24 protein-coding genes are annotated in these 25,448 nt (G+C 70.4%); 18 read left to right on the forward strand and 6 right to left on the reverse strand.

The features are described 5' to 3' along the window. Positions 1–438 precede the first annotated feature (438 nt). Together V8J39_RS14110 and V8J39_RS14115 are read left to right on the forward strand one after the other, a co-directional pair. Positions 439–1,398, forward strand: coding sequence for an NAD(P)-dependent oxidoreductase (locus tag V8J39_RS14110; RefSeq protein WP_336461565.1), 960 nt, complete (start codon positions 439–441; stop codon positions 1,396–1,398). A gap of 436 nt (positions 1,399–1,834) precedes the next feature. Then, a complete protein-coding gene (locus V8J39_RS14115) occupies positions 1,835–4,126 on the forward strand; it encodes a molybdopterin-dependent oxidoreductase (RefSeq protein ID WP_336461566.1) in 2,292 nt (763 codons plus the stop codon). 410 nt (positions 4,127–4,536) lie between these two features. Here V8J39_RS14115 and V8J39_RS14120 read toward each other — a convergent pair whose 3' ends face one another. Together V8J39_RS14120 and V8J39_RS14125 are read right to left on the reverse strand one after the other, a co-directional pair. Further along, entirely contained in the window at positions 4,537–5,472 is a 936-nt protein-coding gene (locus V8J39_RS14120; RefSeq protein WP_336461567.1) for a nucleoside hydrolase, read from the reverse strand. After that, positions 5,472–6,230 (reverse strand): glutamine amidotransferase, encoded by a 759-nt coding sequence (locus V8J39_RS14125; RefSeq protein ID WP_336461568.1) that lies wholly within the window; start codon positions 6,228–6,230, stop codon positions 5,472–5,474. The genes V8J39_RS14120 and V8J39_RS14125 overlap by 1 nt, the downstream gene beginning before the upstream one ends. A gap of 157 nt (positions 6,231–6,387) precedes the next feature. Between V8J39_RS14125 and V8J39_RS14130 the strand changes: the two genes are divergently transcribed. From V8J39_RS14130 to V8J39_RS14155, 6 genes are read left to right on the forward strand one after another with little or no spacing between them, the layout of a single operon-like run. Further along, complete coding sequence (locus V8J39_RS14130) at positions 6,388–7,440, forward strand: ABC transporter ATP-binding protein (RefSeq protein ID WP_336461569.1); 1,053 nt, start codon at positions 6,388–6,390, stop codon at positions 7,438–7,440. A 32-nt stretch (positions 7,441–7,472) separates the two neighbouring features. After that, a complete protein-coding gene (locus V8J39_RS14135) occupies positions 7,473–8,756 on the forward strand; it encodes an ABC transporter substrate-binding protein (RefSeq protein ID WP_336461570.1) in 1,284 nt (427 codons plus the stop codon). A 56-nt stretch (positions 8,757–8,812) separates the two neighbouring features. Next, on the forward strand, positions 8,813–9,721 hold the full coding sequence (locus tag V8J39_RS14140; RefSeq protein ID WP_336461571.1) for a carbohydrate ABC transporter permease: 909 nt from the start codon (positions 8,813–8,815) through the stop codon (positions 9,719–9,721). After that, on the forward strand, positions 9,721–10,566 hold the full coding sequence (locus V8J39_RS14145) for a carbohydrate ABC transporter permease (RefSeq protein ID WP_336461572.1): 846 nt from the start codon (positions 9,721–9,723) through the stop codon (positions 10,564–10,566). The genes V8J39_RS14140 and V8J39_RS14145 overlap by 1 nt, the downstream gene beginning before the upstream one ends. 21 nt (positions 10,567–10,587) lie before the next feature. Further along, positions 10,588–11,469: an alpha/beta hydrolase gene (locus V8J39_RS14150; RefSeq protein ID WP_336461573.1), complete on the forward strand. Its 882-nt coding sequence runs from the start codon at positions 10,588–10,590 to the stop codon at positions 11,467–11,469. Between the two features lie 60 nt (positions 11,470–11,529). Continuing rightward, positions 11,530–12,519, forward strand: coding sequence for a LacI family DNA-binding transcriptional regulator (locus V8J39_RS14155; protein ID WP_336461574.1), 990 nt, complete (start codon positions 11,530–11,532; stop codon positions 12,517–12,519). A 73-nt stretch (positions 12,520–12,592) separates the two neighbouring features. On the opposite strand, the gene V8J39_RS14160 is transcribed toward V8J39_RS14155, so the two are convergent. Both V8J39_RS14160 and V8J39_RS14165 read right to left on the reverse strand, forming a co-directional pair. Continuing rightward, positions 12,593–13,399, reverse strand: a complete 807-nt coding sequence (locus V8J39_RS14160; protein ID WP_336461575.1) for a GntR family transcriptional regulator — start codon at positions 13,397–13,399, stop codon at positions 12,593–12,595. An 87-nt stretch (positions 13,400–13,486) separates the two neighbouring features. Continuing rightward, the gene (locus V8J39_RS14165) at positions 13,487–14,791 is read right to left on the reverse strand and encodes an MFS transporter (RefSeq protein ID WP_336461576.1); all 1,305 of its coding nucleotides are present in this window, start codon (positions 14,789–14,791) and stop codon (positions 13,487–13,489) included. Between the two features lie 162 nt (positions 14,792–14,953). On the opposite strand from V8J39_RS14165, the gene V8J39_RS14170 reads away from it, so the two are divergent. From V8J39_RS14170 to V8J39_RS14215, 10 genes are all read left to right on the forward strand, one after another. Beyond that, positions 14,954–15,712 carry an SDR family NAD(P)-dependent oxidoreductase gene (locus V8J39_RS14170; RefSeq protein WP_336461577.1) on the forward strand — a complete coding sequence of 253 codons (759 nt, stop codon included), beginning with the start codon at positions 14,954–14,956 and terminating at the stop codon, positions 15,710–15,712. 13 nt (positions 15,713–15,725) lie between these two features. Continuing rightward, positions 15,726–16,598 (forward strand): isocitrate lyase/PEP mutase family protein, encoded by an 873-nt coding sequence (locus tag V8J39_RS14175; protein ID WP_336461578.1) that lies wholly within the window; start codon positions 15,726–15,728, stop codon positions 16,596–16,598. Positions 16,599–16,850: 252 nt separating this feature from the next. Next, entirely contained in the window at positions 16,851–17,540 is a 690-nt protein-coding gene (locus V8J39_RS14180) for a GntR family transcriptional regulator (protein ID WP_336461579.1), read from the forward strand. Continuing rightward, on the forward strand, positions 17,537–18,412 hold the full coding sequence (locus V8J39_RS14185) for an isocitrate lyase/PEP mutase family protein (RefSeq protein WP_336461580.1): 876 nt from the start codon (positions 17,537–17,539) through the stop codon (positions 18,410–18,412). The genes V8J39_RS14180 and V8J39_RS14185 overlap by 4 nt, the downstream gene beginning before the upstream one ends. After that, positions 18,409–19,134, forward strand: coding sequence for an SDR family NAD(P)-dependent oxidoreductase (locus V8J39_RS14190; protein ID WP_336461581.1), 726 nt, complete (start codon positions 18,409–18,411; stop codon positions 19,132–19,134). The genes V8J39_RS14185 and V8J39_RS14190 overlap by 4 nt, the downstream gene beginning before the upstream one ends. Next, a complete protein-coding gene (locus V8J39_RS14195) occupies positions 19,131–19,631 on the forward strand; it encodes a TRAP transporter small permease (protein WP_336461582.1) in 501 nt (166 codons plus the stop codon). Before V8J39_RS14190 ends, V8J39_RS14195 begins: the two co-directional genes overlap by 4 nt. Continuing rightward, complete coding sequence (locus V8J39_RS14200) at positions 19,628–20,905, forward strand: TRAP transporter large permease (RefSeq protein WP_336461583.1); 1,278 nt, start codon at positions 19,628–19,630, stop codon at positions 20,903–20,905. The genes V8J39_RS14195 and V8J39_RS14200 overlap by 4 nt, the downstream gene beginning before the upstream one ends. A 49-nt stretch (positions 20,906–20,954) precedes the next feature. Continuing rightward, positions 20,955–21,980 (forward strand): TRAP transporter substrate-binding protein DctP, encoded by a 1,026-nt coding sequence (dctP, locus tag V8J39_RS14205; RefSeq protein ID WP_336461584.1) that lies wholly within the window; start codon positions 20,955–20,957, stop codon positions 21,978–21,980. Between the two features lie 87 nt (positions 21,981–22,067). Continuing rightward, positions 22,068–23,492 (forward strand): FAD-binding oxidoreductase, encoded by a 1,425-nt coding sequence (locus V8J39_RS14210; RefSeq protein ID WP_336461585.1) that lies wholly within the window; start codon positions 22,068–22,070, stop codon positions 23,490–23,492. Beyond that, the gene (locus V8J39_RS14215; RefSeq protein ID WP_336461586.1) at positions 23,489–24,277 is read left to right on the forward strand and encodes an HpcH/HpaI aldolase family protein; all 789 of its coding nucleotides are present in this window, start codon (positions 23,489–23,491) and stop codon (positions 24,275–24,277) included. The genes V8J39_RS14210 and V8J39_RS14215 overlap by 4 nt, the downstream gene beginning before the upstream one ends. A 374-nt stretch (positions 24,278–24,651) precedes the next feature. Here the strand turns inward: V8J39_RS14215 and V8J39_RS14220 are convergent, their stop codons facing one another. Together V8J39_RS14220 and V8J39_RS14225 are read right to left on the reverse strand one after the other, a co-directional pair. Beyond that, positions 24,652–24,939 (reverse strand): copper-binding protein, encoded by a 288-nt coding sequence (locus V8J39_RS14220; protein ID WP_336461587.1) that lies wholly within the window; start codon positions 24,937–24,939, stop codon positions 24,652–24,654. A 20-nt stretch (positions 24,940–24,959) separates the two neighbouring features. After that, positions 24,960–25,430 (reverse strand): cupredoxin domain-containing protein, encoded by a 471-nt coding sequence (locus tag V8J39_RS14225; protein ID WP_336461588.1) that lies wholly within the window; start codon positions 25,428–25,430, stop codon positions 24,960–24,962. Positions 25,431–25,448: the final 18 nt, after the last annotated feature.

A 25,448-nucleotide genomic window follows, 5' to 3' on the forward strand; every position in this document is an offset into this window, starting at 1 on the left:
CGGTCCGAACCCGGCGGGTCGCGATGGCCAAGGGGGCGCGCCGGGTGTCCGGTCCGCCCTGACATCGCACGACCTGCGAGTGGCATCGCTGCGCTCAGTCGTGGCCGGTCAGCCGCGGCGCAAGCCGCGCGGGCGCTGCTTTCCGAACCCAAGGCTCGGCAGCCCCTGGGCAGTCCCCGGCGGGCAGGCGTTTCGCCTAGGTGCAGCCATCCTTCCGGAGAAGATCGATGTCGCATCCGATCGCACCGCCGGGGACAGGGCCGTCGCGCGTCTCGATCTGCGGCGTCATCAGGCATCCGCCAGGGTCCACGGGCGACGCGCGCGCGGTTGAAGCGGTTGAACCGGACCACGGAAGTCCCCTAAAGCTTGCCCCGTGACGATCCGGACCGGCGCCCCCCCCGGCAGACACCGTCGCCCCCTGCCCTGGAAGGACCTGCCATGACCGCCGCCGCGAAGACCGGACCCGTCATCATCAACCAGATCAACCCGGCGTTCGGCGCCGCACTGGCCGCCCATCCCTCGGCCCCGCGGGTGATCGACCACCTCGACAGCGCGCGCCCCTGGGACCTGCCCGAGGGCGCCGAGATCCTGATCACCCGCGCCCTGCCGGCCTGGCGGGGGGCGGCCCCGACGGCGGCCGACCTCGGATCGCTGAAATGGGAGCAGACCTATTCCGCCGGGGTCGAGATCTATCCGGCCTGGCTGACCGAGGGGCGGCTGCTGACCTGCGGCCGCGGGCTGAACTCGGACCAGATCGGCGAATATGCCCTGGCGGCGATGCTGCGGATCGAAAAGGATCTTTCGGCATTGCGCGTGACCGCGCGCGCGGCGTGGAAGGACGCGCCCGTCGGCTCGCTGCGCGGCAAGGTCCTCGGGCTGATCGGCTTCGGCGCCATCGGGCGCGAGACCGCCACCCGGGCGCGCGCCTTCGGGATGCAGGTGCTTGTCAGCCGCCGCGGCCCCTGGGTCTCGGACGAGCCGGGGATCACCGCCTGCGCCTCGCCGGCCGAGGTGATCGCCGCCGCGGACCACCTGGTGATCGCGGCGCCGCTCACGCCGCAGACCCAGGGGCTGGTCGATGCCGCGCTGCTGGCCCGCGCCAAGCCGGGCCTGCACCTGGTGAACGTCTCGCGCGGCGGGCTGGTCGATCAGGAGGCGCTGATCGACGCGCTCGACTCCGGGCGTCTCGCCGCCGCCACGCTCGATGTCACCACGCCCGAACCGCTGCCCGAGGGACACCCGCTGTGGACACATCCCAAGGTCCTGCTGACGCCCCACATCTCCTACAAGGGGGGCGATGACGAGACGCGCTTCCGCGCCAAGGTGCTTGCCAATCTCGACGCCTACCTCGGCGGCCGCGAGATGATCGACCTCGTCGACAGCGGCCGCGGCTACTGAGCGCGTCAGCGGGCGATGCGAAACGTCGCCCGCGGCCTGTCGGCAGGGCCGCCAAAGCCTGTCGCGGCGATGTTCGCGAGGACGGTCCGACGTTTCCATCACGCCCGTCCGGCGAAGCGTCAGGTCCGACAGCCCGCAAGGCCGGTTGCCGCCCCGGCTGCCGGGCGCAAGGCACGTCCCGGTCTTCGCGACACCGCCCCCGGGAGATGGCGCGGCATGTCCGATCCCCCGGTGCCCCTAGGCGTTTCGATGCGCGACGGCCCCGCCCATGGGGCCGGCCTGCATCCGCGGGCCTGCGGGCCGACGCCGGGGGATGCAACGGCCCGCCCGGTCTGCTATCGCTCGGGGGGCTCGACGAGCCGGTGCCGGGCACCCTGCCCCGCACCGGGTTCCTCGCCCGCTCCCAGACCCAGCACTAAGCCCCGGTGGCCCAAGAATGACCGATCCCCGCTACACCACCGCCCATTGGGGCATCTACGAGGCCGTCGACGGCCGGGACGGCCCGCGCCTGCGCCCGATGGCCGGCGATCCCGACGCCTCGCCGATCGGGCTGCACCAGCTTTCGCCCGACGTGGAGCGGACCCGCGTGCAGCGCCCCGCCGTGCGGCGCAGCTGGATCACCGAGGGACCGGGCGCGCGCCCCGACCTGCGCGGGCGCGAGCCCTTCGTCGAAGTCGACTGGCATACCGCGACCAGCCTCGTCGCCGGCGAACTTGACCGCGTGCGTCGCGCGCATGGCAACCGCGCGATCTTCGGCGGCAGCTATGGCTGGGCCTCGGCCGGGCGGTTCCACCACGCGCAGGGGCAGCTCAAGCGCTTCCTGAACTGCATCGGCGGCTTCGTGCGCCACCGCGACAGCTATTCGCTCGCCGCCGCGCACGTGATCCTGCCGCATGTCGTGGGCGAGATGGGCGTGCTGATGAAGCAGCACACGACCTGGGAGATGCTCGCCCGCCATTGCGAGCTGTTCGTCACCTTCGGCGGCGTGCCGGCGAAGAACGCGCAGATCAGCCAGGCCGGCGCGGGACGGCACCGGGTCCGCTACGGGCTGCGCGCGATGGCCGGCGCCGGCTGCCGCTTCGTCAACATCTCGCCGATCTCGAGCAATCTCGAGACCGGCGGCCCGGTCGACTGGCTGCCGGTGCGGCCCGGGTCGGACACGGCGCTGATGCTGGCGCTGGCGCACGAGATCCATCGCCTCGGCCGCCACGACCGCGCCTTCCTCGCCAGCCACTGCACCGGCTGGGACCGGTTCGAGCCCTACCTCACCGGCGCCTCGGACGGGCAGCCCAAGGACGCGGACTGGGCGGCGCCCCTGTGCGACATCGCCGCCCCGCGGATCCGCGAGCTTGCGCGCGAGATGACGACGAAGCGCACGACGATCAACATCGTCTGGGCCCTGCAGCGCGCCGACAACGGCGAGCAGCCGTTCTGGATGGCGGTGACGCTGGCCGCGATGCTGGGCCAGGTCGGCCTTCCCGGCGGCGGCTTCGCCCTTGGCTACGGCTGCGAGAACCTGCTCGGCTCGTCCAGCGCCGAACTCTCGGGCCCGACCCTGTCGCAGGGCGACAACCCGGTGTCGGACTTCATCCCGGTGGCGCGCATCGCCGACATGCTGGAAAACCCCGGCGCGCCCTTCAGCTACAACGGCGCCAGCTACAGCTATCCCGACATCCGCCTGATCTACTGGGCCGGCGGCAACCCGTTCCACCACCACCAGGACCTCGCCCGGCTGGACCGTGCCTGGCGCCGGCCCGAGGCGATCTTCGTGCACGAGCCGTTCTGGACCGCGACCGCGCGCCGCGCCGACATCGTGCTGCCGGTGACGACGACGACCGAGCGCGAGGACATCGGCTATGCCACGCTCGAGGGCTGGATGGTCGCCTCGCGCGCCCTTGCCGCGCCCTTCGCCGAGGCGCGCGACGACTTCGCCATCCTGAGCGAGATCGCGGCGAAGATGGGGGTCGCGCAGGCCTTCACCGAGGGCCGGAGCGCCGAGGACTGGCTGCGCCACCTCTATGACGAGACGCGCGGCCGCTGGCAGGCGAAGGGCGTCGATCTGCCCGGCTTCGACGCGTTCCGCGCGCGCGGGCTGATCGACCTGTCGCCCTGGGACGAGCCCGACCGCGTGTTCCTGTCGTCGTTCCGCGCCGATCCCGCCGGCCAGCCGCTCACCACCCCCTCGGGCCGGATCGAGATCTTCTCGGACCGGATCGCGGGCTTCGGGCTCGAGGGGCAGCCGGGGCACCCGGTGTGGATCCCGCCGCGGGAATGGCTGGGTGCCCCGGCGGCGGAACGGCTGCCGCTGCACCTGATCTCGGACCAGCCCGAGCGGCGACTGCACAGCCAGCTCGACAGCTCGCCCCATTCCGTGGCCGGCAAGCCCGGCGGCCGCGAGCCCGTGACCATGCATCCCGCCGACGCCGCCGACCGCGGCCTGATGGAGGGCGAAGTGGTCGAGCTGTTCAACGACCGGGGCGCCTGCCTGGCGACGCTGCGCCTGTCGGGCGAGGTCCGGCGCGGGGTGGTCCGCCTTTCGACCGGCGCCTGGTACGACCCGGGCGTTGACGGGCGGGAACGGCACGGCAACCCCAATGCGCTGACGGACGACCGACCGGCAAGCGCGATCAGCCAGGGGTGCACGGCCCATTCCTGCCTGGTCGAGATCCGGGCCGCCGGACCGGCCGAGGCGCCGCGCCCGTTCGAGCGCCCCGAGATGGCCAGCTGACGCGCCAGTCTTCGGCGCGCGGCGGCGGGATCGGCCCGGGCGGCTACCCGCCGGCGCGCGATCTTCGCCATCCGGCCAACGCGCGCTTTCCTGACGCCATGGCACGCCGCAGGCGCCTCCGACGCCGCCGCGAGAGATCGGCAGGTGGCGACAGGCCCGTGCCGGTCTCGCGGCCGGGGAGAGACCTCGGGCACGAGGCAGGCCGAAGCCCCCGCGCGACGGAGCGCGCACCGGGCTGGCCGGTCGCCGCCGCCTCGCCCGCAGGGGCGTCCGGTCCGCGCGGCGTCAGTTCCCCCCCCCCGGACCGCCGGAAAGCGGGCGACATCTCGCCCGCCTTCGCGGCTGATGTCACCGACGCTCGGCGCCGGGGGGGAAGCCTCGCCGGCCGGTTGGAAGGGCCGTCCCCGGGCTCACGCCGTCTCGCGGCTTGCCAGACGGGCCACGACCTCGGTGAGGCGGCGGTTCAGCCCGGCGGCATCGATCCGGGTCACCACCCGGGCATTCGGGTGATCTCCGGCGAAATCGAACACCGTGCGCCCATAGGTCAGCCCGTCGCGCCGGTCCACGGTCACCTGCGCGGGCCGGGTCTCGGCCAGATCGGGCTGGGCGGCGACGAGCACGGCGCAGGGGTCGTTCAGCGGCGCGGCGGCGGGGCCGACCGGCGGCGCGCGGTGCACCGCCTGCAACGAGCGCAGAAGCTCGGCCGCGAAGCCGCCGACCGGGCCCGGCAAGGCCGCCAGCGCGGCGATGGTCGCCGCCTCGATCGGAACGTGCACGGCCGCGTCGACGGGGATCAGGGTCAGGTCGAGCCCCGCCGAGAAGACCGCGGCCGCCGCATCGGGATCGGATAGCACGTTCCATTCCGCCGCGGGCGTCTTGGTCCCGAGGCCCCACGCCCCGGAGAGCGAGATCAGCGCGCCGATCCGGTCGCGGGCATCGCGATCCCGTTCCAGAAGCAGCGCGATGTTGGTCAGCGGGCCGGTCGTGACGATCGTGGCGCCGGGTTCGGCGGCAAGGGCCGCCGACAGCGCCTCGACGCTCGTGGCCGGGGACAGCGCGACGCTCGGCAGGTCGGGCCGCTCGGCGTCGAGCGCCGTCTCGAGATCGAGGAACCGCGCCACCATCCGCTCGCGCTTCAGCGGCTCGTCCGCACCGCGGTGCACCGGCACCCCGCCCCCGCCGACCGCGACCGCGATCGCGGCGTTCTGCGCCGTCCTCGCTCCGGAGAGATGGCCGAAGCAGGTCGTCACCGCGAGAAGACGCAGCGCCGGATCGCCCATCGCCGCGAGGATGCCGACGGCATCGTCATTGCCGGGGTCGCAATCGAGCAGGAGCGGGAGCACCATCAGGAGCGACCCGCCGCGAAGGCGCAGATGTTGCGCCACAGCACCGGATAGCCCTCCCAGGCAAGGAAGGGCTCGGGGCACCAGTGCGGGCTGCAGTCCGAGGTGAAGACGACGCTGCGTCCCTTGCCGCAGTCGGCGGCGGCGATGAACGGATGATCCGCGCCGATGGTCGCGATCAGCTCTGCCCCCTCGGCCAGGGTCGTGCGGTTGTAGCCCAGCACCGCCGGCCAGCCCTCGGGCACGCCCGCCAGGATCGGGTGATCGGCTTTCACCGTGGTCCCGCTGATGCCCTGCGGCTGCTCGGACCGATCGTCGGTCGCCATCAGCCGCACCGGCAGGCAGGGTTCGACCGGCGTGTCCTTCCAGAAGCCCTTCGCGTCGATCCCGGTGAAGGTGAGATACCCCCCCACCATCACCAGGCCGCCGCCCTGCATCACGTAATCGCGGATCACCTCGAGGCGGTTCGGCGCCACGCGCGCCAGCTTCCAGGTGTCGGGCGTCAGCAGCAGCGTGTTGGCGCCGATGTCGCTCAGGACCAGCACGTCATAGGCCGCCAGCTTTTCGACCGTGTCGGGGAAATCGATCGGCGCGCGCTCGTTGGTGATGACCGTCACCTCGGCACCGCCGTCCTCGAGCGCCGTCTTCAGGTAGGAGTATCCCTCGCCGTAGCTGGAGGTGATGAAGGAGTCGAAGCCCTTCGTATGGGTCGAGGTCGTGATCCAGGTCTCGCCCACGATCAGCACTTTCAGCGCAGACATGTCTGTCCTTCCGTCTCTGCTCCCGCGTCCCCTGCCGGGCCTGCATCCAGTCTTTGACAGGGGGGCTGGATCTTGTTACCGATGAGTCGTTATCTACACGAGTAGATCGAAAAGACAACCGCGTTGATTTCCGGTCTGCCCAGCGGAAGGCGTCACATTGGCTGAGGTTTCACTCACACAGGTCGAGAAGTTCTACGGCACCGTGCAAGCGGTCCGGTCCGTCTCGATGGACATCGCGGACGGGGAGTTCGTGGCCCTGGTCGGGCCCTCCGGCTGCGGGAAATCGACGCTGCTGCGCATGATCGCCGGGCTCGAGACGATCACGGGCGGCGATCTGTCGATCGGCGGGCAGCGCGTGAACGAGGTGCCGGCCAAGGGCCGCGACATCGCGATGGTGTTCCAGAACTACGCGCTCTACCCCCACATGACGGTGGCGCAGAACATGGCGTTCTCGCTGAAGATCAAGGGGCTGTCGCGCGCCGACATCGACGCCCGGGTCCGCCAGGCGGCCGCGATCGTGGGGCTGGACGACTACCTGACCCGCCTGCCGCGAGAGCTGTCGGGCGGCCAGCGCCAGCGGGTGGCGATGGGCCGGGCGATCGTGCGCGATCCGGCGGTGTTCCTGTTCGACGAGCCGCTGTCGAACCTCGATGCCAAGCTGCGCGTGCAGATGCGCAGCGAGGTGAAGGCCCTGCACCAGCGTCTTGCCACCACCACGATCTACGTCACCCACGACCAGATCGAGGCGATGACCATGGCCGACCGGATCGTCGTGATGAACGGCGGCCGGATCGAGCAGATGGGCGCGCCGCTCGCGCTTTACGACCGCCCCGAAAGCCTGTTCGTCGCGGGCTTCATCGGCTCGCCGGCGATGAACCTGCTGCCCGGCGCGATCCGCGACGGACGCTTCGTGTCCGATCGCGGCCTCGCGCTGCCGGTGCCGCCGTCGGCGGCGCGCGACCGGCCCGGCGTCACCTACGGCATCCGCCCCGAGGACCTCTCGCTTGTCAGCCACGGCGTTGCGGCACAGGTCGCACTGGTCGAGCCGATGGGCGCCGACACCCAGGTCCGGCTCGACGCCGGCGGCGAGACGCTGTCGGCGGTGCTGCGCGACCGCGTGGCCGACCATCCCGGCCAGCCGGTGCAGATCGGCGTGCCGACCGGCCGGGTCCACCTGTTCGACACCGAAAGCGGCCGGCGCCTGGAATGACCGGCCCTGAAACTCACCAACGGAGAGACACCATGCTGAAACGCCTCGTCACCGCCACGGTGATGACTGTCGCCACCGCGGTTCCCGCCCTCGCCCAGCAGATCACCGGCGCCGGCGACACCGGCCCGGTCACCCTGCACTACGTCTCGTGCTGCAAGGCCACCTACTTCGGCCCGGCGATCGAGGCCTGGAGCGCCGCGCATCCCGACATCAAGATCGAGCAGGAGGTGATCCCCTTCGCCCAGCTCAACGACGTGATCGAGGCGCGGATGCGCTCGAAGGACGATTCCTTCGACATGCTGATCGTCGATCCCCCCCGCACCGCCTCGCAGGCCGCGCGCGGCTTTCTCACCGACCTGGGCCCGATCCTCGGCGCCGATCTCGAAAAGACGACGAACCCGGAATCGCTCAAGGCCGTGACCTACGGCGACAAGCTCTACGCGGTGCCGGTCTTCAACTCGACCCAGATCCTCATCTACAACCCCGAACTGCTTGAGAAGGCGGGCGTCGCCCCGCCGTCGATCGACCCCGACAAGCGCATCACCTGGCAGGCGCTGACTGCCGAGGCCAAGGAGATCAAGGAAAAGCTGTCGCTCGACTACGGCATCGCCTTCTCGCAGGGGCACACCTTCTACCAGCTGCAGCCGATCGTGATGTCGGCGGGCGGCTCGATCGGGCTTGAAGGTCCGAACATGCTGACCCCGAACGTCAACGGCGCGGCATGGAAGACCGCGATGGCCTGGTATGGCGGGCTTTACGCCGACGGGCTCGCGCCGCGCGGCGTGCCCTTCACCCAGATGGACAGCATCTTCCTTGCCGGCCAGACCCCGTTCCTTGCCACCACCAGCGACCGGGTCCGCGAATTGCAGAAGCAGGGCAAGACCTTCGGCGTCGCGGCCTTCCCGATGTGGGAGGGCGGAACGCCCTACACGCCCTGCGACAGCTTCGCGATCGGCGTGAACCCGTATTCCAAGCACCAGGCCCAGGCGGTCGAATTCCTCAAGTGGCTTGCGACCACCGAAGAGGGCGGCCTCGCGGCGGCGGCGGAATCGCCCAACGTGCCCGCGAACCTGCTGGTGATGAACAAGGTCTCGCAAGCGATGCAAAGCGCGAGCCCGAACCTCGACGGGCTGACCGAGCTGATCGAGCACGAGGTGAGCACCACCTGCGTCCATCGCCCCGCCTCGGTCGGCTACATCCAGTTCGAGACGGAATTCCTGCAGGCGAACATGGACATCATCAACGGCACCGACGCCGCGGCGCGCCTCGACCAGGCGCAGTCGCAGCTGCAGACGACGCTGTCGCGGATCCGCTGACACCGCGCGGCCCGGCCCGGCGGCCGGGCCGCACCCGAAACGACAGGCAGACGCAGATGACCGACACTCCCCCCGCCGCACGCCGACGCGCCCGCCTCGGCCTTGGCAACGACTGGGCCATGGGCTGGCTGCTCTGCGCGCCGGCCATCCTCGCGCTGCTGGTGCTGCGCGTGGTGCCGGCGCTGATCGCGCTTGTCGACAGCTTCCGCCAGGCCTCCTTCTTCAATCCGGACGAGAAAATCTGGGTCTGGTTCGACAATTACGTCTTCCTCTTCACCCAGTCTCCGACCTTCCTGCAGTCGATGAAGGTGACGGTCACCTTCGTGATTGTCACCGTCGCGGTGCAGACGGTGGCGGCGCTGCTGCTGGCGCTGCTGTTCGTGCAGCGCGGCTGGGCGATGTCGTTCTGGCGCACGCTGGTCTTCATCCCGATCACCATCCCCGTCGCGGTCTCGGCCGTGGTCTGGGGCACCGCCATGCGCGGCGACGGCATCCTGAACGCGGCGCTCGAACGCCTTGGCATCGCCGCGCAACCCTTCCTGGCCTCGCCCGACCAGGCGCTGTGGTCAGTGGTGCTCACCGCCTCGTGGATCGGGGTCGGCTACTGGATGGTCTTCCTGATCGCCGGCCTCAAGGACATCCCCGAGGACGTGAAGGAGGCCGCGGCCATGGACGGGGCGGGCGCGCTGCGCACCTTCTTCTCGATCACCCTGCCGCTGCTTCGCCGCCCGCTCGCCTTCGTCGTCGTGGCCAACACCGTCGCGAACTTCCTGCAGTTCGTGCCGGCCGCGATCCTGACCCAGGGCGGTCCGAACTACACGACCCGCTTCCTGATGTACGAGATCTACACGCAGGCCTACCTGCAGGGCGACGTCTCGCTTGCCAATGCCCAGATCGTGCTGGTGCTGATCGTGATGCTGGCGATCGTGGCGCTGCAGTTCCGCCTGCTTCGGAGCAATACCTGATGACCCGCTTCGCCCGCCTGTCGCGACAGATCGTCTTCACCCTTCTGGGCTTCCTCGCGGCGCTCGCGTTCATGCTGCCGGTGATCTGGATGTTCACCTCGAGCCTGCGCCCGAACGCCGAGATCTTCGCCCATTTCCACCCGCTGAGCTGGCACTCGATCTGGCCGCGCGAATGGACGCTGGCCAACATCTCGGGGCTGATGGGCACCGGGTTCGGGCGGTCGCTGCTGAACTCGCTGATCGTGACCGCGATCACCACCGTCGTCGGCATCTCGATGGCGCTTCTTGCCGGCTTCGCGCTTTCGGTGCTGACCTTCCCCGGCCAGAACCTGCTGTTCGGCTTCTTCGTCATCGGCTTCAGCGTGCCCTTCGACGCGGTCGCGGTGCCGCTGTCGGCCACGGTGCGCGATCTGGGGCTGACAAACTCGTATTTCGGGCTGTCGCTGGCGGGGCTGGGCAACGGCTTCGCGATCTACCTGCTGCGCCAGTTCTTCGCCGGCATCCCGAAATCCCTGGCCGAGGCGGCGCGCCTGGACGGCGCCAGCTGGCTGCGCGTGCTCTGGAGCGTCTATCTTCCGATCTCAAAGGGCCCGGTGATCGCGGCGGGGCTGACGCTGTTCGTCTTCCAGTGGCAGGCCTATCTCTGGCCGCTCCTGATCTCGACCCGGCCCGACATGCAGGTGGGGCCGGTCGCGCTGGCCAGCCTCGTCAGCCTCGCGGGCACCGTCGACTTCTCGCAGATGTTCGCGGGCGCGCTCGTGCTGTCGATCGTCCCGGCCGGGCTGATGCTCTGGCTGCAACGCTATTTCGTCAATTCGGTCGCCCGCAGCGGCATGACCGGCTGAACCTGCGCGGAGACCGCACCCATGACCCTCTACCGACAGTTCCGCACCCAGGAAGAGCTTGACGACGAATACCGCCCCGAGGCGCGGATCACCGACCCGTCGATCTTCGAGAAGGTGATCGCCTCGCGCATCGAATGGGCCGCCGCGGCCCGGCGCGAGCTGAAGATGCAGGCCGGGCTCAAGTACGGCCCGACCCGGCTCGAGTCGCTCGACTTCTTCTCGGCCGGCGCCGGCAGCCCGATCCTTGTCTTCATCCACGGCGGCTACTGGTTCGACGGCCGCCTGCGCAAGGAGAACTATTCGTGGGTCGCGCGCGGCCTGAACGCGCATGGCGTGTCGGTCGCGGTCATCGATTACGACGTCTGCCCCAAGGTGACGATCGACGAGATCACCCGCTCGTGCCGCGCGGCGGTCGCTTGGCTGCATGCCAATGCCGCGGCCCTGGGCGCCGACGGCGACCGCCTCTACGTCACCGGCAATTCCGCCGGCGGCCACCTGACGGCCATGGTCTCGCTGACCGACTGGGCCGGCGACTACGACCTGCCCGCCGACACGGTGAAGGGCGGCTGCCCGATCTCGGGGCTGTACGACCTGCAGCCGTTCCAGTGGACATGGCTGCAGCCCAAGATCCAGCTGACCGGCCAGCAGATCGCCCGCAATTCGCCCATGGTCCTCGCGCGGGCCGACCTTCCGCCCCAGCTTGTCGCCTGGGGGGCCGAGGAAAGCGACGAGTTCCACCGCCAGTCGACCGACTTCTGCGCCGCCTGGCAGGCGGCCGGGAACCGGGCCGAGCTGATGCCGATCCCCGGGGCCAACCACCATGCCGCCAACACCGGCTTCGGCGATCCCGACAGCCTGCTGTGCCAGCGGGTCGTTGCGCACATGTTCGGATGCTTTTCTTGAGAAAGCCGGCAGGATACGACCGGCGGCGGTGAGCGCGGGATAACGGAGGCGGCACAGGGAATGGTCACGCGGGCGGACGTCGCGAAACGGGCGGGAACCTCGACGGCCGTGGTCAGCTACGTCATCAACGACGGGCCCCGCCCGGTGGCGGCCGAGACGCGCCAGCGCGTGCTCGACGCGATCGCAGAGCTTGGCTATCGGCCGAACCTGCTGGCGCAGGCGCTGCGCGGCAACCGCTCGAAGGTGCTGGGCCTTGTCTTCCCCGACATCGCCAACCCCTATTACGCCGAGCTTGCGCGCGCGATCGAGGCCGAGGTCGACAGCCGCGGCTATTCGCTGATCCTGTGCAATTCCGATCAGGATGCCGGGCGCGAGCTGAACTATGTCCGCACGCTCGTCGACCGGCGGGTCGACGGCGTGGTCCTGATCTCGGGCAGCACCTCGGAGGAGCTGCGCCGCCTGATCGGAGAGCTGGCCGTGCCCTGCGTGCTGCTGGACCGGGCAATGAACTACAGCGGTGCCACGACGCTGATCAAGACCGACAACATCCTGGGCGGCGAGATCGCGACCCGCCACCTGATGTCGCTTGGCCACCGGCGGATCGTGGCGCTGGCGGGCCCGGCCTCGCTCGGCAACGAACGCGCGACGGGCTATCGGCGCTGCATGGAAGCCGCCGGGCTGACGCCGGAGCTGCATCACAGCGGTTACGACCGCGACAGCAGCTATTCGCTCGCCTGCCGGCTTCTGTCCGAGGACCGGCCGCCGGCGATCTTCGCGGGCAACGACATCATCGCCTTCTCGGTCCTGCGCGCCGCGGCGGATCGCGGCCTGCGCGTGCCCGACGACCTTGCCGTCGTCGGGTTCGACGACATCCGCGAGGCCAGCTATTCCGTCCCGCGCCTCACCACGGTCGCGCATCCGATCGCGGCGCTCGGCAGGCTTGCGGCGGAACTCCTGATCGAGCAGGCCTCGGGCGGTGCGGCACCCTCGGTGCACTGGCTGACGCCAAGCCTCGTGATCCGCGAAAGCTGCGGCGCCGGCGCGCGCTAGGGGCGGCGCGACGCGGTCCGTCAACCGGCCGCGCGACCGGGCCCCGTTCGGGCAGGACCCGCGCCCGGGCGCGCTAACCTTTCGGGCCGGGCACCGTCTCACCGGGCGCGGCACGCGGCGCGCGGGCGCCGGCGGCCTCGGTCGCGAAGGTCTCGGCACCGTCGCGCAGCAGCCGGCGGCGCAGCCGCTCGGTCCGCGGATCGCCCCATCCCGACGCCCGCCGCGCCATCGCGTTCAGGTAGTTCTCGCGCGTGCGCAGGATGTGATGTTCGAGCAGGGCCGGCAGTTCGGCCATCGCGCCCGAGGCCGTCATCGCGGCGATCCGGCGGTGATCGGCGAACGACCGCGCCGGCTCGCCCTCGGCATGGCGCACGAGATGGGTGCGCAGCGCCGCGACCCGGCCAAGGATGTTGAGATAGGCCTGCTGCAGGTGGCGGTTGCCTGCGGCCTCGACGATGGCGCGGTGGAACGCGGTGTCGGCCCGGCCGTAGCCCTCGCTGTCGCCGGCGGCGGCGGCGCGCTCCATCGCGGCGATCTGATCCTCGAGCAGCCGGGCAAGCGCGGGCTGCGGCCGCCCGGCGATGTCGCGCGCCGCCGCCATTTCCAGCGTCGCGCGGAAATCGCACAGCTCGGCCACGTCCTCGTGCGTGGGGCGGAAGATGTAGGTGCCCGATTGCGGCACCACATGCACCAGCCCCTCGATCTGCAGCTGGTTCAGCGCCGCGCGCACCGGGGTCCGGCTGCAGCCGAAGGCGGTGGCGAGGCTGTCCTCGGACAGGTTCTCGCCCAGCTCCAGCTCACCGTCGATGATCGCCGCGCGGATGTGCTCGGCGATGCGGGCGGCAAGGTTCTCGCGAGGGGCGGCGGGCTGTCTGGACATGGTGCATAGATGCGGGGGGCGCGGGCCGCGGTCAAGACGCGGATGGCGCGGCCCCGCGGGCCGCGCCGCCGCCCCGTGGCCGCGCGGTCAGTCGCGCCGGGCGCGGAAGGTCATCAGCAGCGCCGCCCCGATCAGCGGGAAGATCGCCAGCGTCAGCAGCGCGATCTGGAAGCTGCCGGTCGTCTCGCGCACGAAGCCGACGATGTAGGGGCCGGTGAAGCCGCCAAGCTGCGCGAAGCCGTTGATCGCGGCGATGCCGCCGGCCGCGGCCGCCCCTGACATGAACTGCGTGGGCAGCGTCCAGAAGATCCCGAGATAGGACCACAGGAAGAAGGCGCAGACGCACAGGATCGCCAGGCCCAGCACCGGGCTTGCGACCAGCGCGCTCAGGCCCAGCAGCAGGCCGCCGAACACGCCCGCGGCGACGTTGTGGTACTTGCGTTCGCCCGTGCGGTCCGAGCTGCGCGACAGCACCACCAGACCCGCGGCGGCGAAGCAGAACGGGATCGCCGAGATGAAGCCGGTCTGCAGCGCCGTGTAGTCGCCCAGCGACCGCACGATCTGCGGCAGCCACATCAGCACGCCGTACACCGCGATGCCGTAGAACATGTAGACCGCGGTCAGCAGCCAGACCCGGCCGTCCGACAGGGCCTCGCGCAGGCTGTGGCGGGTATCGTCGCCATGCTCGCGCCGCTCGGCCTCAAGCTCGGCGATCAGCCAGCGCCGCTCGTCCTCGGCCAGCCAGCGGGTGTCGTTCTCGGGCCGGTCGATGAGGTAGAAGAGGGTGAAGATGCCCAGCAGCACCGCCGGCACGCCTTCGAGGATGAACATGTTCTGCCAGCCGTGCAGCCTGAAAAGCCCCTCGGAGGCGTCGATCAGCCAGCCCGACAGCGGCGCGCCGAGGACGATCGACAGGACCGTCGCGGTCATGAACAGCGCCGCGGCGCGGCCGCGCTCTTTCTTCGGGAACCAGTAGGTCAGGTACAGCAGCACGCCCGGCGCGAAGCCCGCCTCGGCGATCCCGAGCAGGAAGCGCAGGATGTAGAAGCTGGCCGGGCCGGTCACCAGCGCCATGCAGCACGACACGATGCCCCAGGTCACCATGATCCGCGCGATCCAGACCCGGGGGCCGAACCGGTGCAGCATCATGTTCGACGGCACTTCGAACGCCATGTAGCCGATGAAGAAGATGCCCGCGCCCAGGCCGAACATCTGCGCCGTCAGCCCCAGGTCGTCGTTCATGTGCAGCGCGGCGAAGCCGAGGTTCGCCCGGTCGAGGTAGTTCACCATGAAGCAGATGAAGGCGAACAGCACGATGCGCATGTTCAGCTTGCGGATGGTGCGGTCGCGCACCTCGGATGTCGCGGATGCACGAATGGCTGCGGTTGCCATGGAAACCCTCCCTGTTGTCCGTCCCCCACTCGGGACCCTCCGGGGCCGGACTATAGGGCCGATCTGAAATTCCGCAAGTAGGATACATTAACTGGGATACCAGTTGACTTCCGGCGGACGCGGACGGATCTAAGGGGCAGCCCACACCGGAGGAGACTGACCATGCAATTCGCCCCTGCCCCCGCGTCGTTCTTTGCGGGACGCAAGATCCTCGTGACCGGCGGCGCCGCCGGCATCGGTCGCGCGACCACCGACCTGCTGCTGTCGCACGGCGCGCAGGTCGCGGTCTGGGACCTGCAGGATGCGGCGCTGTCCGACCTGTCGGATGCCCATCCCGACATGGTCCATGCCCAGAAGGTCGACGTTTCGGACTATGCCGCGGTCGAGGCGGCGATGGCGAAGCTCGCGGCGGACTGGGGCCCGATCGACCACCTGATGAACAACGCGGGCATCATCGGGCGCCGGATGTCGGTGCGCGACTACGACCCGGTCGAGCTTGACCGGGTGCTGGGCGTGAACCTGCGCTCGGCCTTCCATGTCTCGCATGCCTTCGTGTCGAACATGTCGGCGCGCGAGGGACGCTCGATCGTCAACCTCTCGTCGATCGCCGGGCGCACGGGCGGCATGGTCGGCAACATCGCCTATGCCACGACCAAGGGCGCCATCGCGTCGTTCACCGTGGCGCTGGCGAAGGAGCTGGCCCCCGAGGTCCGCGTGAACGCGCTGGCGCCCGGGGTCATCGACACCGCGATCCAGAAGGACGTCTTCGCGGATCCCGCGAAGATCGAGGCGATGTCGAACGTGATCCCGATGCACCGGCTGGGCACCGCGGCCGAGGTGGCCGAAGCGGCGGTCTGGCTGCTGTCGCCCGCGTCGAGCTACATCACCGCCGTGCTCGTCGATGTCTCGGGCGGCCGCTGAGGAGGGCCCGGACATGACCCAGATCCCCACCCCCGCCGCCCGCCTGCGCGCGATGATCGATGCCGGGACGCTGGTCCGCGCGCCCGGGGCCCCGGATGCGCTGACCGCGCGGCTGGTCGAACGCGCGGGCTTCGAGGCCGTCTACATGACTGGCTTCGGCGCCACCGCCGCGCGGCTCGGCCTGCCCGACATCGGGCTGATGTCGCAGACCGAGATGACCGGCCATGCCCGCGACATGGTGCGCGCGACCGCACTCCCGGTGATCGCGGATGCCGACACCGGCTATGGCGGCATCGCCAACCTGATCCGCACGGTCGAGGAATACGCCCAGTCCGGCGTCGCCGCGATCCATCTTGAGGATCAGCAGATGCCCAAGCGCTGCGGCCAGCGCGCCGGCGTCCGCGTCATCCCTGCCGAGGAGAACCTGCGCCGCCTGCACTGCGCCGTCGAGGCGCGCGGCAGTTCGGACATGATGATCATCGCCCGGACCGACGCGCTGGGCGCCCATGGCATCGACGAGGCGATCCGGCGCGCGAACCTCTATCGCGACGCCGGGGTCGACCTGGTCTTCGTCGACGGCATCAAGCAGATCGCCGATGTCGAGGCGGTCGCCCGCGGCGTGCCCGGGCCGAAGGTGGTCAGCATCGTCGACGGCAACGAGACGGTGGCGCTGCGGACCGCGGACCTGCAAGAGATGGGCTTCAGCATGGTGTTCTACGCGCTGACCGCGCTGTTCGCCTCGGTCCGCGCGGTGTCGGACGTGCTTGGCCGGCTGGAAAGCGACGGCACGCCCCGGGGCGTGGCCGACCGCATGGTCGCCTATGCCGAGTTCTCCGAGATCGTCGGGCTCGAACGTTTCGACGAGGCCGACCACCACTGGGGCTGACGCCCCCGATCCCCCCCCCCGATCCCCCTCGACCACCCGCGACGATTCGCGACCGGAGGCGCCGGCCGGCGCCTCCCCCCCCTCGGCCGCGCGCGGCGCGCGGGCCTGACCGGCGCCGTCGCAACCTCGTCTCCCACCAGCAGATTCCGGACGGTGCCCGCGCGCCGAGCGGGCATCCGACGCCCGCCGAAGAACCGGGCTTGATCCGTTCGCTTATGTGTTACATGTTACATGTAAGGGAGTGAGGGTATTATGGCCGGGATCAACGATCTCAGGCTCGTGCAGCCGCAGTCGCTGACCGCCATGGTCACCGACCGCCTGCGCGAGGCGATCATCGACGGACAGTTCGCACTGGGCGAAAACATCTCGGAAGACCGTCTCACCTCGGTCTTCGGGGTCAGCCGCTCGCCGGTCCGCGACGCGCTCGCGGCGCTGCAGTTCACCGGTCTCGTCGAGGTCCGCCCCAAGCGCGGCAGCTTCGTCTTCTCGCCCTCGCTCGACGACGTGGCCGAGCTGTGCCAGTTCCGCTTCATGCTTGAACGCGAGGCCGCGCGGCTTGCGCATGCCGCCGACAGGGACGTCCTGATCGCGGCGATCGAGACCCTGATCGCCACGATGGAACGCGCCGAGGCGGCCGGCGACACCCGCGCCTATGCCCAGGCCGACACCGCGTTCCACACCACCTTCTTCGACCTGTGCGGCAACGCGCTCGTGCGCAACGCCTACCAGCTGGCGGATGCGCGCATCGCCACGCTGCGCACGGTTCTCACCGCCCAATACGACGAGCGCCGCCGGTCGAGCTTCGACGAGCACCGCGAGATGCTGGCCGCGTTCAGGGCCGACGATCTCGCGACCTTCGAAACCATTCTGCACGAACACGTCGACCGCACCCGGCGCGTGGCGAGCCAGCAACTGACCTCTCGCAGGGAAGACACGAAATGATCCCCACACCTGCCGCGCAAAGGCTGCGCGATCGCCTCTCCCGCCCCGGGATCGTCGCCGCGCCGGGCGCGATCGACGCGCTCACCGCGCGGCTGGTCGAGGCGCAGGGCTTCGAGGCGGTGTACATGACCGGGCTCGGCGCCACGGCGACCCGGATCGGGCGCCCCGACCTTGGCCTGTTGTCGCAGACCGAGATGTCGGACCAGGCGCGCGCGATGGCGGCGGCGACGGCGATCCCGGTGATCGCCGATGCCGACACCGGCTATGGCGGGCCGCTGAACCTGCGCCGGGTGATCGACGACTATGCCCGCGCCGGCGTCGCCGCGTTCCACGTCGAGGATCAGGAGATGCCCAAGCGCTGCGGCCAGCTGGCCGGGGCGCGGCTCGTCTCGGCCGAAACCGCCGCCGCCCGGCTGCGCGCCGCCGTCGCCGCCCGCGACGCGACCGGGTCGGGGATGCTGGTCATCGGCCGCACCGACGCGCTCGGGGTCGAGGGGATCGAGGGCGCGCTGGAACGCGCGCGCCGCTACGCCGATACCGGCGTCGACCTGGTCTTCGTCGACGGGATCAAGACCGAGGCACAGGTCGAGGCCGTGGCCGAGGGCCTGAAGGCGCCCAAGATCGTCTCGATCGTCGATGGCACCGACGCGGCGCGCGTCACGCTCGACACGCTCGAGCAGATGGACTTCCGCATCTGCCTGTTCGCGCTGACCGTCCTTCTGGCCGGGCTTGGCGCGCAGGCGGCGGCGCTCGGGCGGCTGCGGCAGGCCGGCCGCCCCGACCCGTCGGCCGAGGCCTTCGACTACGCGGGCTTCTCGGGCCTCGTCGACCTGGCCGAGCACCAGCACTTCGCGCACGAGTTCGAGGCATGATCGGCACGGCCTGCATCCTCGTGACCGGCGCCGCGGCCGGGATCGGCCGCGCGGTCGCGCTGGCCGCGGCGGCGCGCGGCGCCGACGTCTGGCTGTGGGACCGCGACGCCGAGGCGCTGGCGCGCACCGCGGCCGACATCGGGCCGCAGGCGCATGCCGCGGTCGTCGACGTCGCCGATGCCGACGCGATCCGCGCCGCCGAGGCGCGGCTGGCCGAACGGCCCCCGACGCACCTGGTCAACAACGCGGGCATCCTCGGGCGCCCGATGGCGCTGTCCGAGATGGACGCGGACGAGATCGACCGCGCGCTGGCGATCAACCTGCGCGGCACGCTTCTGGTGACCTCTGCCTTCCTGCGCGCCCGGGTGCCCCATCCCCAGGCCGCGATCGTCAACATGGCCTCGATCGCCGGGGTCAACGGCGGCGCGCCCGGCCATGCGGTCTACGGGGCGACCAAGGGGGCGATGCTGGCGCTGACCGCGGCGATGGCGCGCGATCTGGCACCCGAGCTGCGCGTGAACGCGATCGCGCCCGGGATCATCGACACCGACATCCAGAAGACCGTCTTCGCCGACCGCGCCGCGCTGGCCGCGACCGCGTCGGGCATACCGCTGGCCCGGGTCGGGCAGCCGGAGGAGGTCGCCGAGGCAGCCGACTGGCTGCTGTTCGGCGCCGGCTACGTGACCGGGGAAATCATCCGCGTCGGAGGAGGACGCAAGTGAAACGACTCGATTCCCTTTTCTACGGCATCATCGACCTGCTGCTCGTGCTGCTGCTGGCAGCGATGACGATCATGGTCTTCGGCAACGTGGTTCTGCGCTATGGCTTCGGCTCGGGCATCGACATCTCCGAGGAGATGTCGCGCTTCTGCTTCGTGTGGCTGATCTTCCTCGGGTCGATCTCGGCCATGAGGCGCCATCAGCACATGGGCTTTGACCTCGTCATCACCGTCGTCGGCCCGCGCACGCGCCGCGTGCTGCTGACCATCGCCCATGCGCTGATCGTCTTCTGCTGCGGCCTGCTGCTGACCGGCACCCTGCAGCAGTGGCAGATCAACGCGACCAACCGCGCGCCAGTGACCGGCCTGCCGATGTCGGTCGTGTTCGGCGTCGCCGTCCCGGCGGCGATCGCGATCGGGGCGATGGCGGCCTGGCGGATGATCGGCTACGCGACCGGCCGCGAGACCGAGGCGCATACCGCCGAGGAGATCCACCAATGAGCCTCGTGATCTTCCTGGTGACGCTGGGCGCGGCCCTGTCGACCGGCGTCCCCGTGGCCTTCGCGCTGATCCTGTGCGCGGTGACGATGGGCATCACGCTCGACATGTTCGATCCCCAGATCATCAGCCAGCGGCTGATCGTGGGCGCCAACAACTTCTCGCTGCTCGCGATCCCGTTCTTCCTGCTGGCGGGCGAGCTGATGAACGCGGGCGGCATGTCGCGCCGCATCATCGCCTTCGCCATGTCGCTGGTGGGCCACCTGCGCGGCGGGCTCGGCGTGGTCGCGATCTTCGCCGCGATCATCCTCGCCTCGCTCTCGGGCTCGGCCGCGGCCGATACCGCGGCGCTGATCTCGATCCTTCTGCCGATGATGCGCGCGGCCGGCCATGACGAGGCCCGCTCGGTCGGTCTCATGGCCTCGGGCGGCATCATCGCCCCGATCATCCCGCCCTCGATCGCCTACATCATCTTCGGCGTGGCGACGAACCTGTCGATCAGCCAGCTGTTCATGGCCGGCATCGTGCCCGGCGCGATGATGGGCATCGGCGCGCTGATCGCCTGGATGATCGTGGTGCGCCACGACAAGGTCGAGCCGCTGCCCCGCCAGAGCTGGGCCACCCGGCTGCGCACCTTCCGCGAGGCGCTCTGGGCGCTGGGTCTGCCGGTGATCATCCTGGGCGGCATCCGCTTCGGCGTCGTCACCCCGACCGAGGCCGCCGTGATCGCCGCCGTCTACGCGCTGTTCGTCGGCCTCGTGGTCTACCGCGAGCTGAAGCCCTCGCAGCTGTTCGAGGTGTTCCGCTCGGCCGCGACCACCACCGCCGTGGTGATGCTGCTCGCGGCGGCCGCGCTGGCCACCTCGTGGTTCATCTCGATCGCCGACCTGTCGGGCATCGTGCTGGGCCTTGTCGAGCCGCTGGTCGACACGCCGACGCTGCTGCTGCTCGCGATCATGCTCGTGATCCTCGTCGTCGGCACCATGCTCGACATGGGGCCCTCGATCCTGATCCTCGCGCCGGTGCTGCTGCCGGTGGTGGAAGAGGCTGGGATCGACCCGGTCTACTTCGGGGTGATCTTCGTCATCAACACCGCGATCGGCCTCGTGACGCCGCCGGTGGGGATCGTGCTGTCGGTCTCGGCCGGGGTCTCGGGGGTGCCGATGCACCGGGTCGCGCGCGGCAACATGCCGTTCCTCGCGATGCAGGTCCTCGTGCTGCTGCTGCTGGTGATCTTCCCGCAGCTCGTGCTCGCCCCGATGGAATGGCTGCGCTGAGCGGCCGCCTGCCTTCACGTCTTCATGTCTCATGGGAGGAGAAATGACCATGAAAGCCACCACCCTCGCCCGCGGCGCGACCGCGGCCCTGGCCCTCGCCACCGCGCTGGGCACCGCCCTGCCGGCGGCGGCCGCCGATTACGGGCGCCACACCTTCAAGGTGTCGAACGGCGCGGCCGAGGATCACCCGGTCTCGGCCGGCGTCGACGCGATGTCGGCCTGCATGCAGGCCGGGTCCGACGGCAAGATGAAGCTGCGCGGCTTCTACAACGGCCAGCTCGGTGACGATGCCGAGGCGACGCAGTCGGTGCGCTCGGGCTCGATCGAGATGGTCGTGACCGGCGCCGCCGCGATCGGCGGCATCGAGCCGGCGATGTCGGCCTTCGAGCTGCCGTTCCTGTTCTCGTCGGACGAAGAGGTCGACGCGGTGATGACCGGTCCCTATTTCGACCACGTCGCCGAGAAGATGCCGGGTCACGGCCTCATCCTGCTGTCGATCTGGGAAAACGGCTTCCGCAACACGACCAACTCGAAGCACCCGATCGAGAAGGCCGAGGACTTCGGCGGCATGAACTTCCGCGTCATGCAGAACCCGATCTTCCTCGACACCTTCCGCCGCCTCGGCGCGAACCCGGTGCCGATGGCCTTCGGCGAGGTGTTCACCGCGCTCGAGACCGGGGCCGTCGACGGGCAGGAAAACCCGCTGCCGCTGATCCAGGCCAGCCGCTTCTACGAGGTGCAGAGCTACCTCACGCTGACCCGCCACGCCTATTCGCCGACCCCGGTGCTGATCTCGAAGCAGGTCTGGGACGGGCTGAATGCCGACGAGCAGGCGCTGACGCGCAATTGCGCCGCCGAGGGCCGCACCGCGCAGATCGCCCGGTCGCGGGCCGCGGTCGACGAGGCGCTGGCGACGCTGAAGGAAGAGGGCATGGAGGTCAACGACCTGACGCCCGAGGCGATGGACCACCTGCGCGAGCTGGTCGTTCCCGCCTATGACGCCGCGATCCCGACCATCGGCCAGGAAAACTACGACCTGCTGATGGCCGAGCTGAAGAAGCTGCGCGGGAACTGACCGTTCCCCCCGGCGGGGCCCCGGCGCGGGCCCCGCCTCCTCCTCCGCCAAATGTTCCCTGCCGCAAGCCGGTTTCACAGGTTCCCCATGCTCGATCATGCCACCCGCCCCGACCCCGAGGGCTGTCTCACCGCTCTGACCGAGGCCTTCCCCGGCGCGGCGCTTCTTGCCGGGGATGCGATCCCGGCACGCAACCTGCAGGACACGAGCTATCTGCCCGCCGTAGGCCCGCTGGCCGTCGTGCGCCCCGCCGACCCTGCCGGCGTCGCCCGTGCCGTCGCGATCTGCGCGCGCCACCACGTGCCCTTCGTGCCGCAGGGCGGCCTGACCGGCCTTGCTGGCGGCGGCCACCCGGTCGCGGGCGCGGTGATGATCTCGCTCGAGCGGCTGACCGGCATCGAGGAGATCGACCCCGCCGCCTCGACCCTGACGGTCTGCGCGGGCACGCCGCTCGAGGTGATCCAGAAGGCCGCCGATGCCGAGGGCTTCTTCATCCCGCTCGACCTCGGGGCGCGCGGCTCGTGCCAGATCGGCGGCAACCTCGGGACCAATGCCGGCGGCAACCGCGTGATCCGCTACGGCATGGCGCGCGAGATGGTGCTGGGCCTCGAATACGTGCTGCCCGACGGCACGCTGGTCACCAGCCTGAACAAGATGATCAAGAACAACGCGGGCTACGATCTCAAGCAGCTGTTCATCGGCTCGGAAGGCACGCTGGGGATCATCACCCGCGCGGTGCTGCGGATGCAGCCGAAGCCCGGCTGCGTCAACGCCGCGCTCTGCGGCTGCGACACCTATGAAGACGTCGTGGCGCTGCTCGGGTCGGCCCGCCGCGGGCTCGGCCCGATGCTCTCGGCCTTCGAGGTCATGTGGCCGGACTACTGGCACGAGGCCACCGTCACCGTCGGCGTGCGCTCGCCGCTGGAGGGGCTGCACCCCTACTACGTCCTGATCGAGGCGCAGGGCCTTGCCGAGGAGACGGACGGTCCCCGCTTCCAGAGCTGGATCGAGGACCAGTTCGAGGCCGGCCTGCTGGCCGATGCCGCGATCTCGCAAAGCCTCGGCGACGTGCAGGCCTTCTGGAACACGCGCGACGCCTGTTCGGAATTCGGCTCGCGGCTCGGGCCGCACTGCGCCTTCGACATCGGGCTGCCGGTCGCGCGGATGGAAGCCTTCGTCTCGGCCTGCCGCGACCGTCTGGCCGCGTCGATCCCGCAGTCGCTGGCGGTGTTCTACGGCCACATCGGCGACGGCAACCTGCACATCGTCGCCCTGTCGCGTGGCGCCGAGACCCAGCCGATGGCCGAGATCGCGGCAATCGTCTACGCGACGGTGCGCGACTTCGACGGCACCGTTTCCGCCGAGCACGGGATCGGGCTGCTCAAGAAGCCCTACCTGCCCTACTCGCGCACGCCCGAAGAGCTGGCGCTGATGCGCCGCATCAAGGCAGCACTCGATCCCGAAGGCCTTCTCAATCCCGGCAAGGTCTTCGACCTGGAGGACGACAAATGAACCCGCTCAAGAAGCGCCTGCAGTCCGGCGAGAGGATTGCCGCGGCCTGGGTGCAGCTCGGCAATGCCGACATCGCCGAGATCATGGTGCACCATGGCTGGAACGTGCTGGTGATCGACGGCGAGCACGGCCGCGGCGGCATCGAGGACTGGGTGGCGATCGCCCGGGCCGTCGAGGCGGCCGGCGGCGAGGTGGTGCTGCGCGTGCCCGACGGGTCGGACACCGTGCTCAAGCAGGTGCTGGACCGCGGCTTCCGCTCGCTGATCGTGCCGATGGTCAACACGGCCGAGCAGGCGCGTTCGATCGCCGCCGCCGCCCGCTATCCCGGCCTTGGCCGCCGCGGCTATTGCGCGCCGATCATCCGCGCGTCGAACTGGGGCGCCCGCCCGGGCTATGCCCGCGACGAGGCCTCCGACGACCTGCTGCTGATGCTGCAGTGCGAGCATGTCGAGGCCGTGGGCAATCTGGCCGAGATCGCGGCCGTGCCCGGGGTCGACATGGTCTTCATCGGCCCCAACGACCTTGCCGGCTCGATCGACCATCTCGAGCGCATGCTCGAACCCGCGCCGCAGCAGCTGATCCGCCAGATCGAGGAGACCGCGGCGGCGAGCGGCAAGCCGCTGGCGACCATCGTCGGCGCGGGCCGCGACTGGGAGGATCTCTGGCGTCTCGGCTATCGCTTCGTCATCGGCACGAACGACGTCTCGCTGCTGATCGAGGGCGCGCGCCGAACCGCGGCCGACCGCGATGCCCGCCCGCGCCCGGAACCGACCGCGGGCTACTGACCACCCCGCCCACCGGCGCCGCGCACCGCGGCGCCGGTGGGCGGTATCATGCCCGGGCCGCTTGGCATGGCGCGATCCACGCGGGTCGCGGCAAGCGAACGACGACCTGCTCCCCTCGGGCTGTCAGGCGACGGCCGACGGCCGCCCTGCACCGGGTCGCCGATGCTTGATGGCCTTCCGCCGTACCGCCCCTTCGGCCACCGCCGGGTGATGGCGCAGCTTCCCCGGGCCGGAAACCGCCCGGAAAATCGCTCCTTTCGGTGCCCTCGTGCGCGGCCAGTCGTCGGCCATCATCGACCCGACAGGCGCGCCCACGAGCCAGCCCCGGGCCGCAGCCTGCGCCCCGGTCGACCACGCCGCCCAGGGCGACGGCTTCAGCGTTTCAGCTCGGTCACCGTCAGCTTGCCGTTCATGCGCTCGGCGTGAAACTCGACCTCGGCGCCTTCGGTCAGGCCCTCGAGCATCGCCGGGTCGGCGACGTTGAACACCATCTTCATCGCCGGCATGTCGAGGTTCTCGAGCGGGCCGTGGTCGATCGTGACCTTGTTCCACTTGGTGTCGATCTTCGTCACGGTGCCGGTCGTCATCGGCATCCCGGACTGCGCGAGGCTCATGCCGGCCGAGAGCGTCAGCGCGGCGGCGAGGGTCAGAAGCGTCTTCATGGCGGGTCTCCTTTCAGGGGTCACTTGACGTCGAGCGTGCCGTGCATGCCGGCCTCGTAATGGCCGGGCAGCAGGCAGGCGAAGGCGAAGGCGCCGGCCTCGCCGAAGGTCCACAGGATGTCGGCCTCCTCGCCGGGGCCGAGGCGCACGGCGTTCGGGTCGTCGTGTTCCATCTCGGGGAACTTCTCCATCAGCGCCTTGTGCTCGGTGATGGCATGGGGCGTGTCCATGACGAACTCGTGCTCGGTCTCGCCGGCGTTGACGATGTGCAGCCGCACCGTCTCGCCGGGGGTGAAGGCGAGATCGGCGGGTTCGAAGACATAGGCGCCATCCTCGGTCTCGCGCATCGTCACCTCGACGGTGCGCGAGGGCTTGTGGTGGGCCGCCATGCCGATCGCCATCGGGTGGCCGCCGGCATGGTTTCCGGCGGCAAGGGCCGCGACCGGCGCGAGGCAAAGCGCGGCGGCGATCAGGGACAGTCTGGTGGTCATCTGGGTCTCTCCTCGGGA

Origin of the sequence: Frigidibacter sp. MR17.24, from assembly GCF_037095655.1 — a bacterium.
GTDB lineage: Bacteria > Pseudomonadota > Alphaproteobacteria > Rhodobacterales > Rhodobacteraceae > Frigidibacter.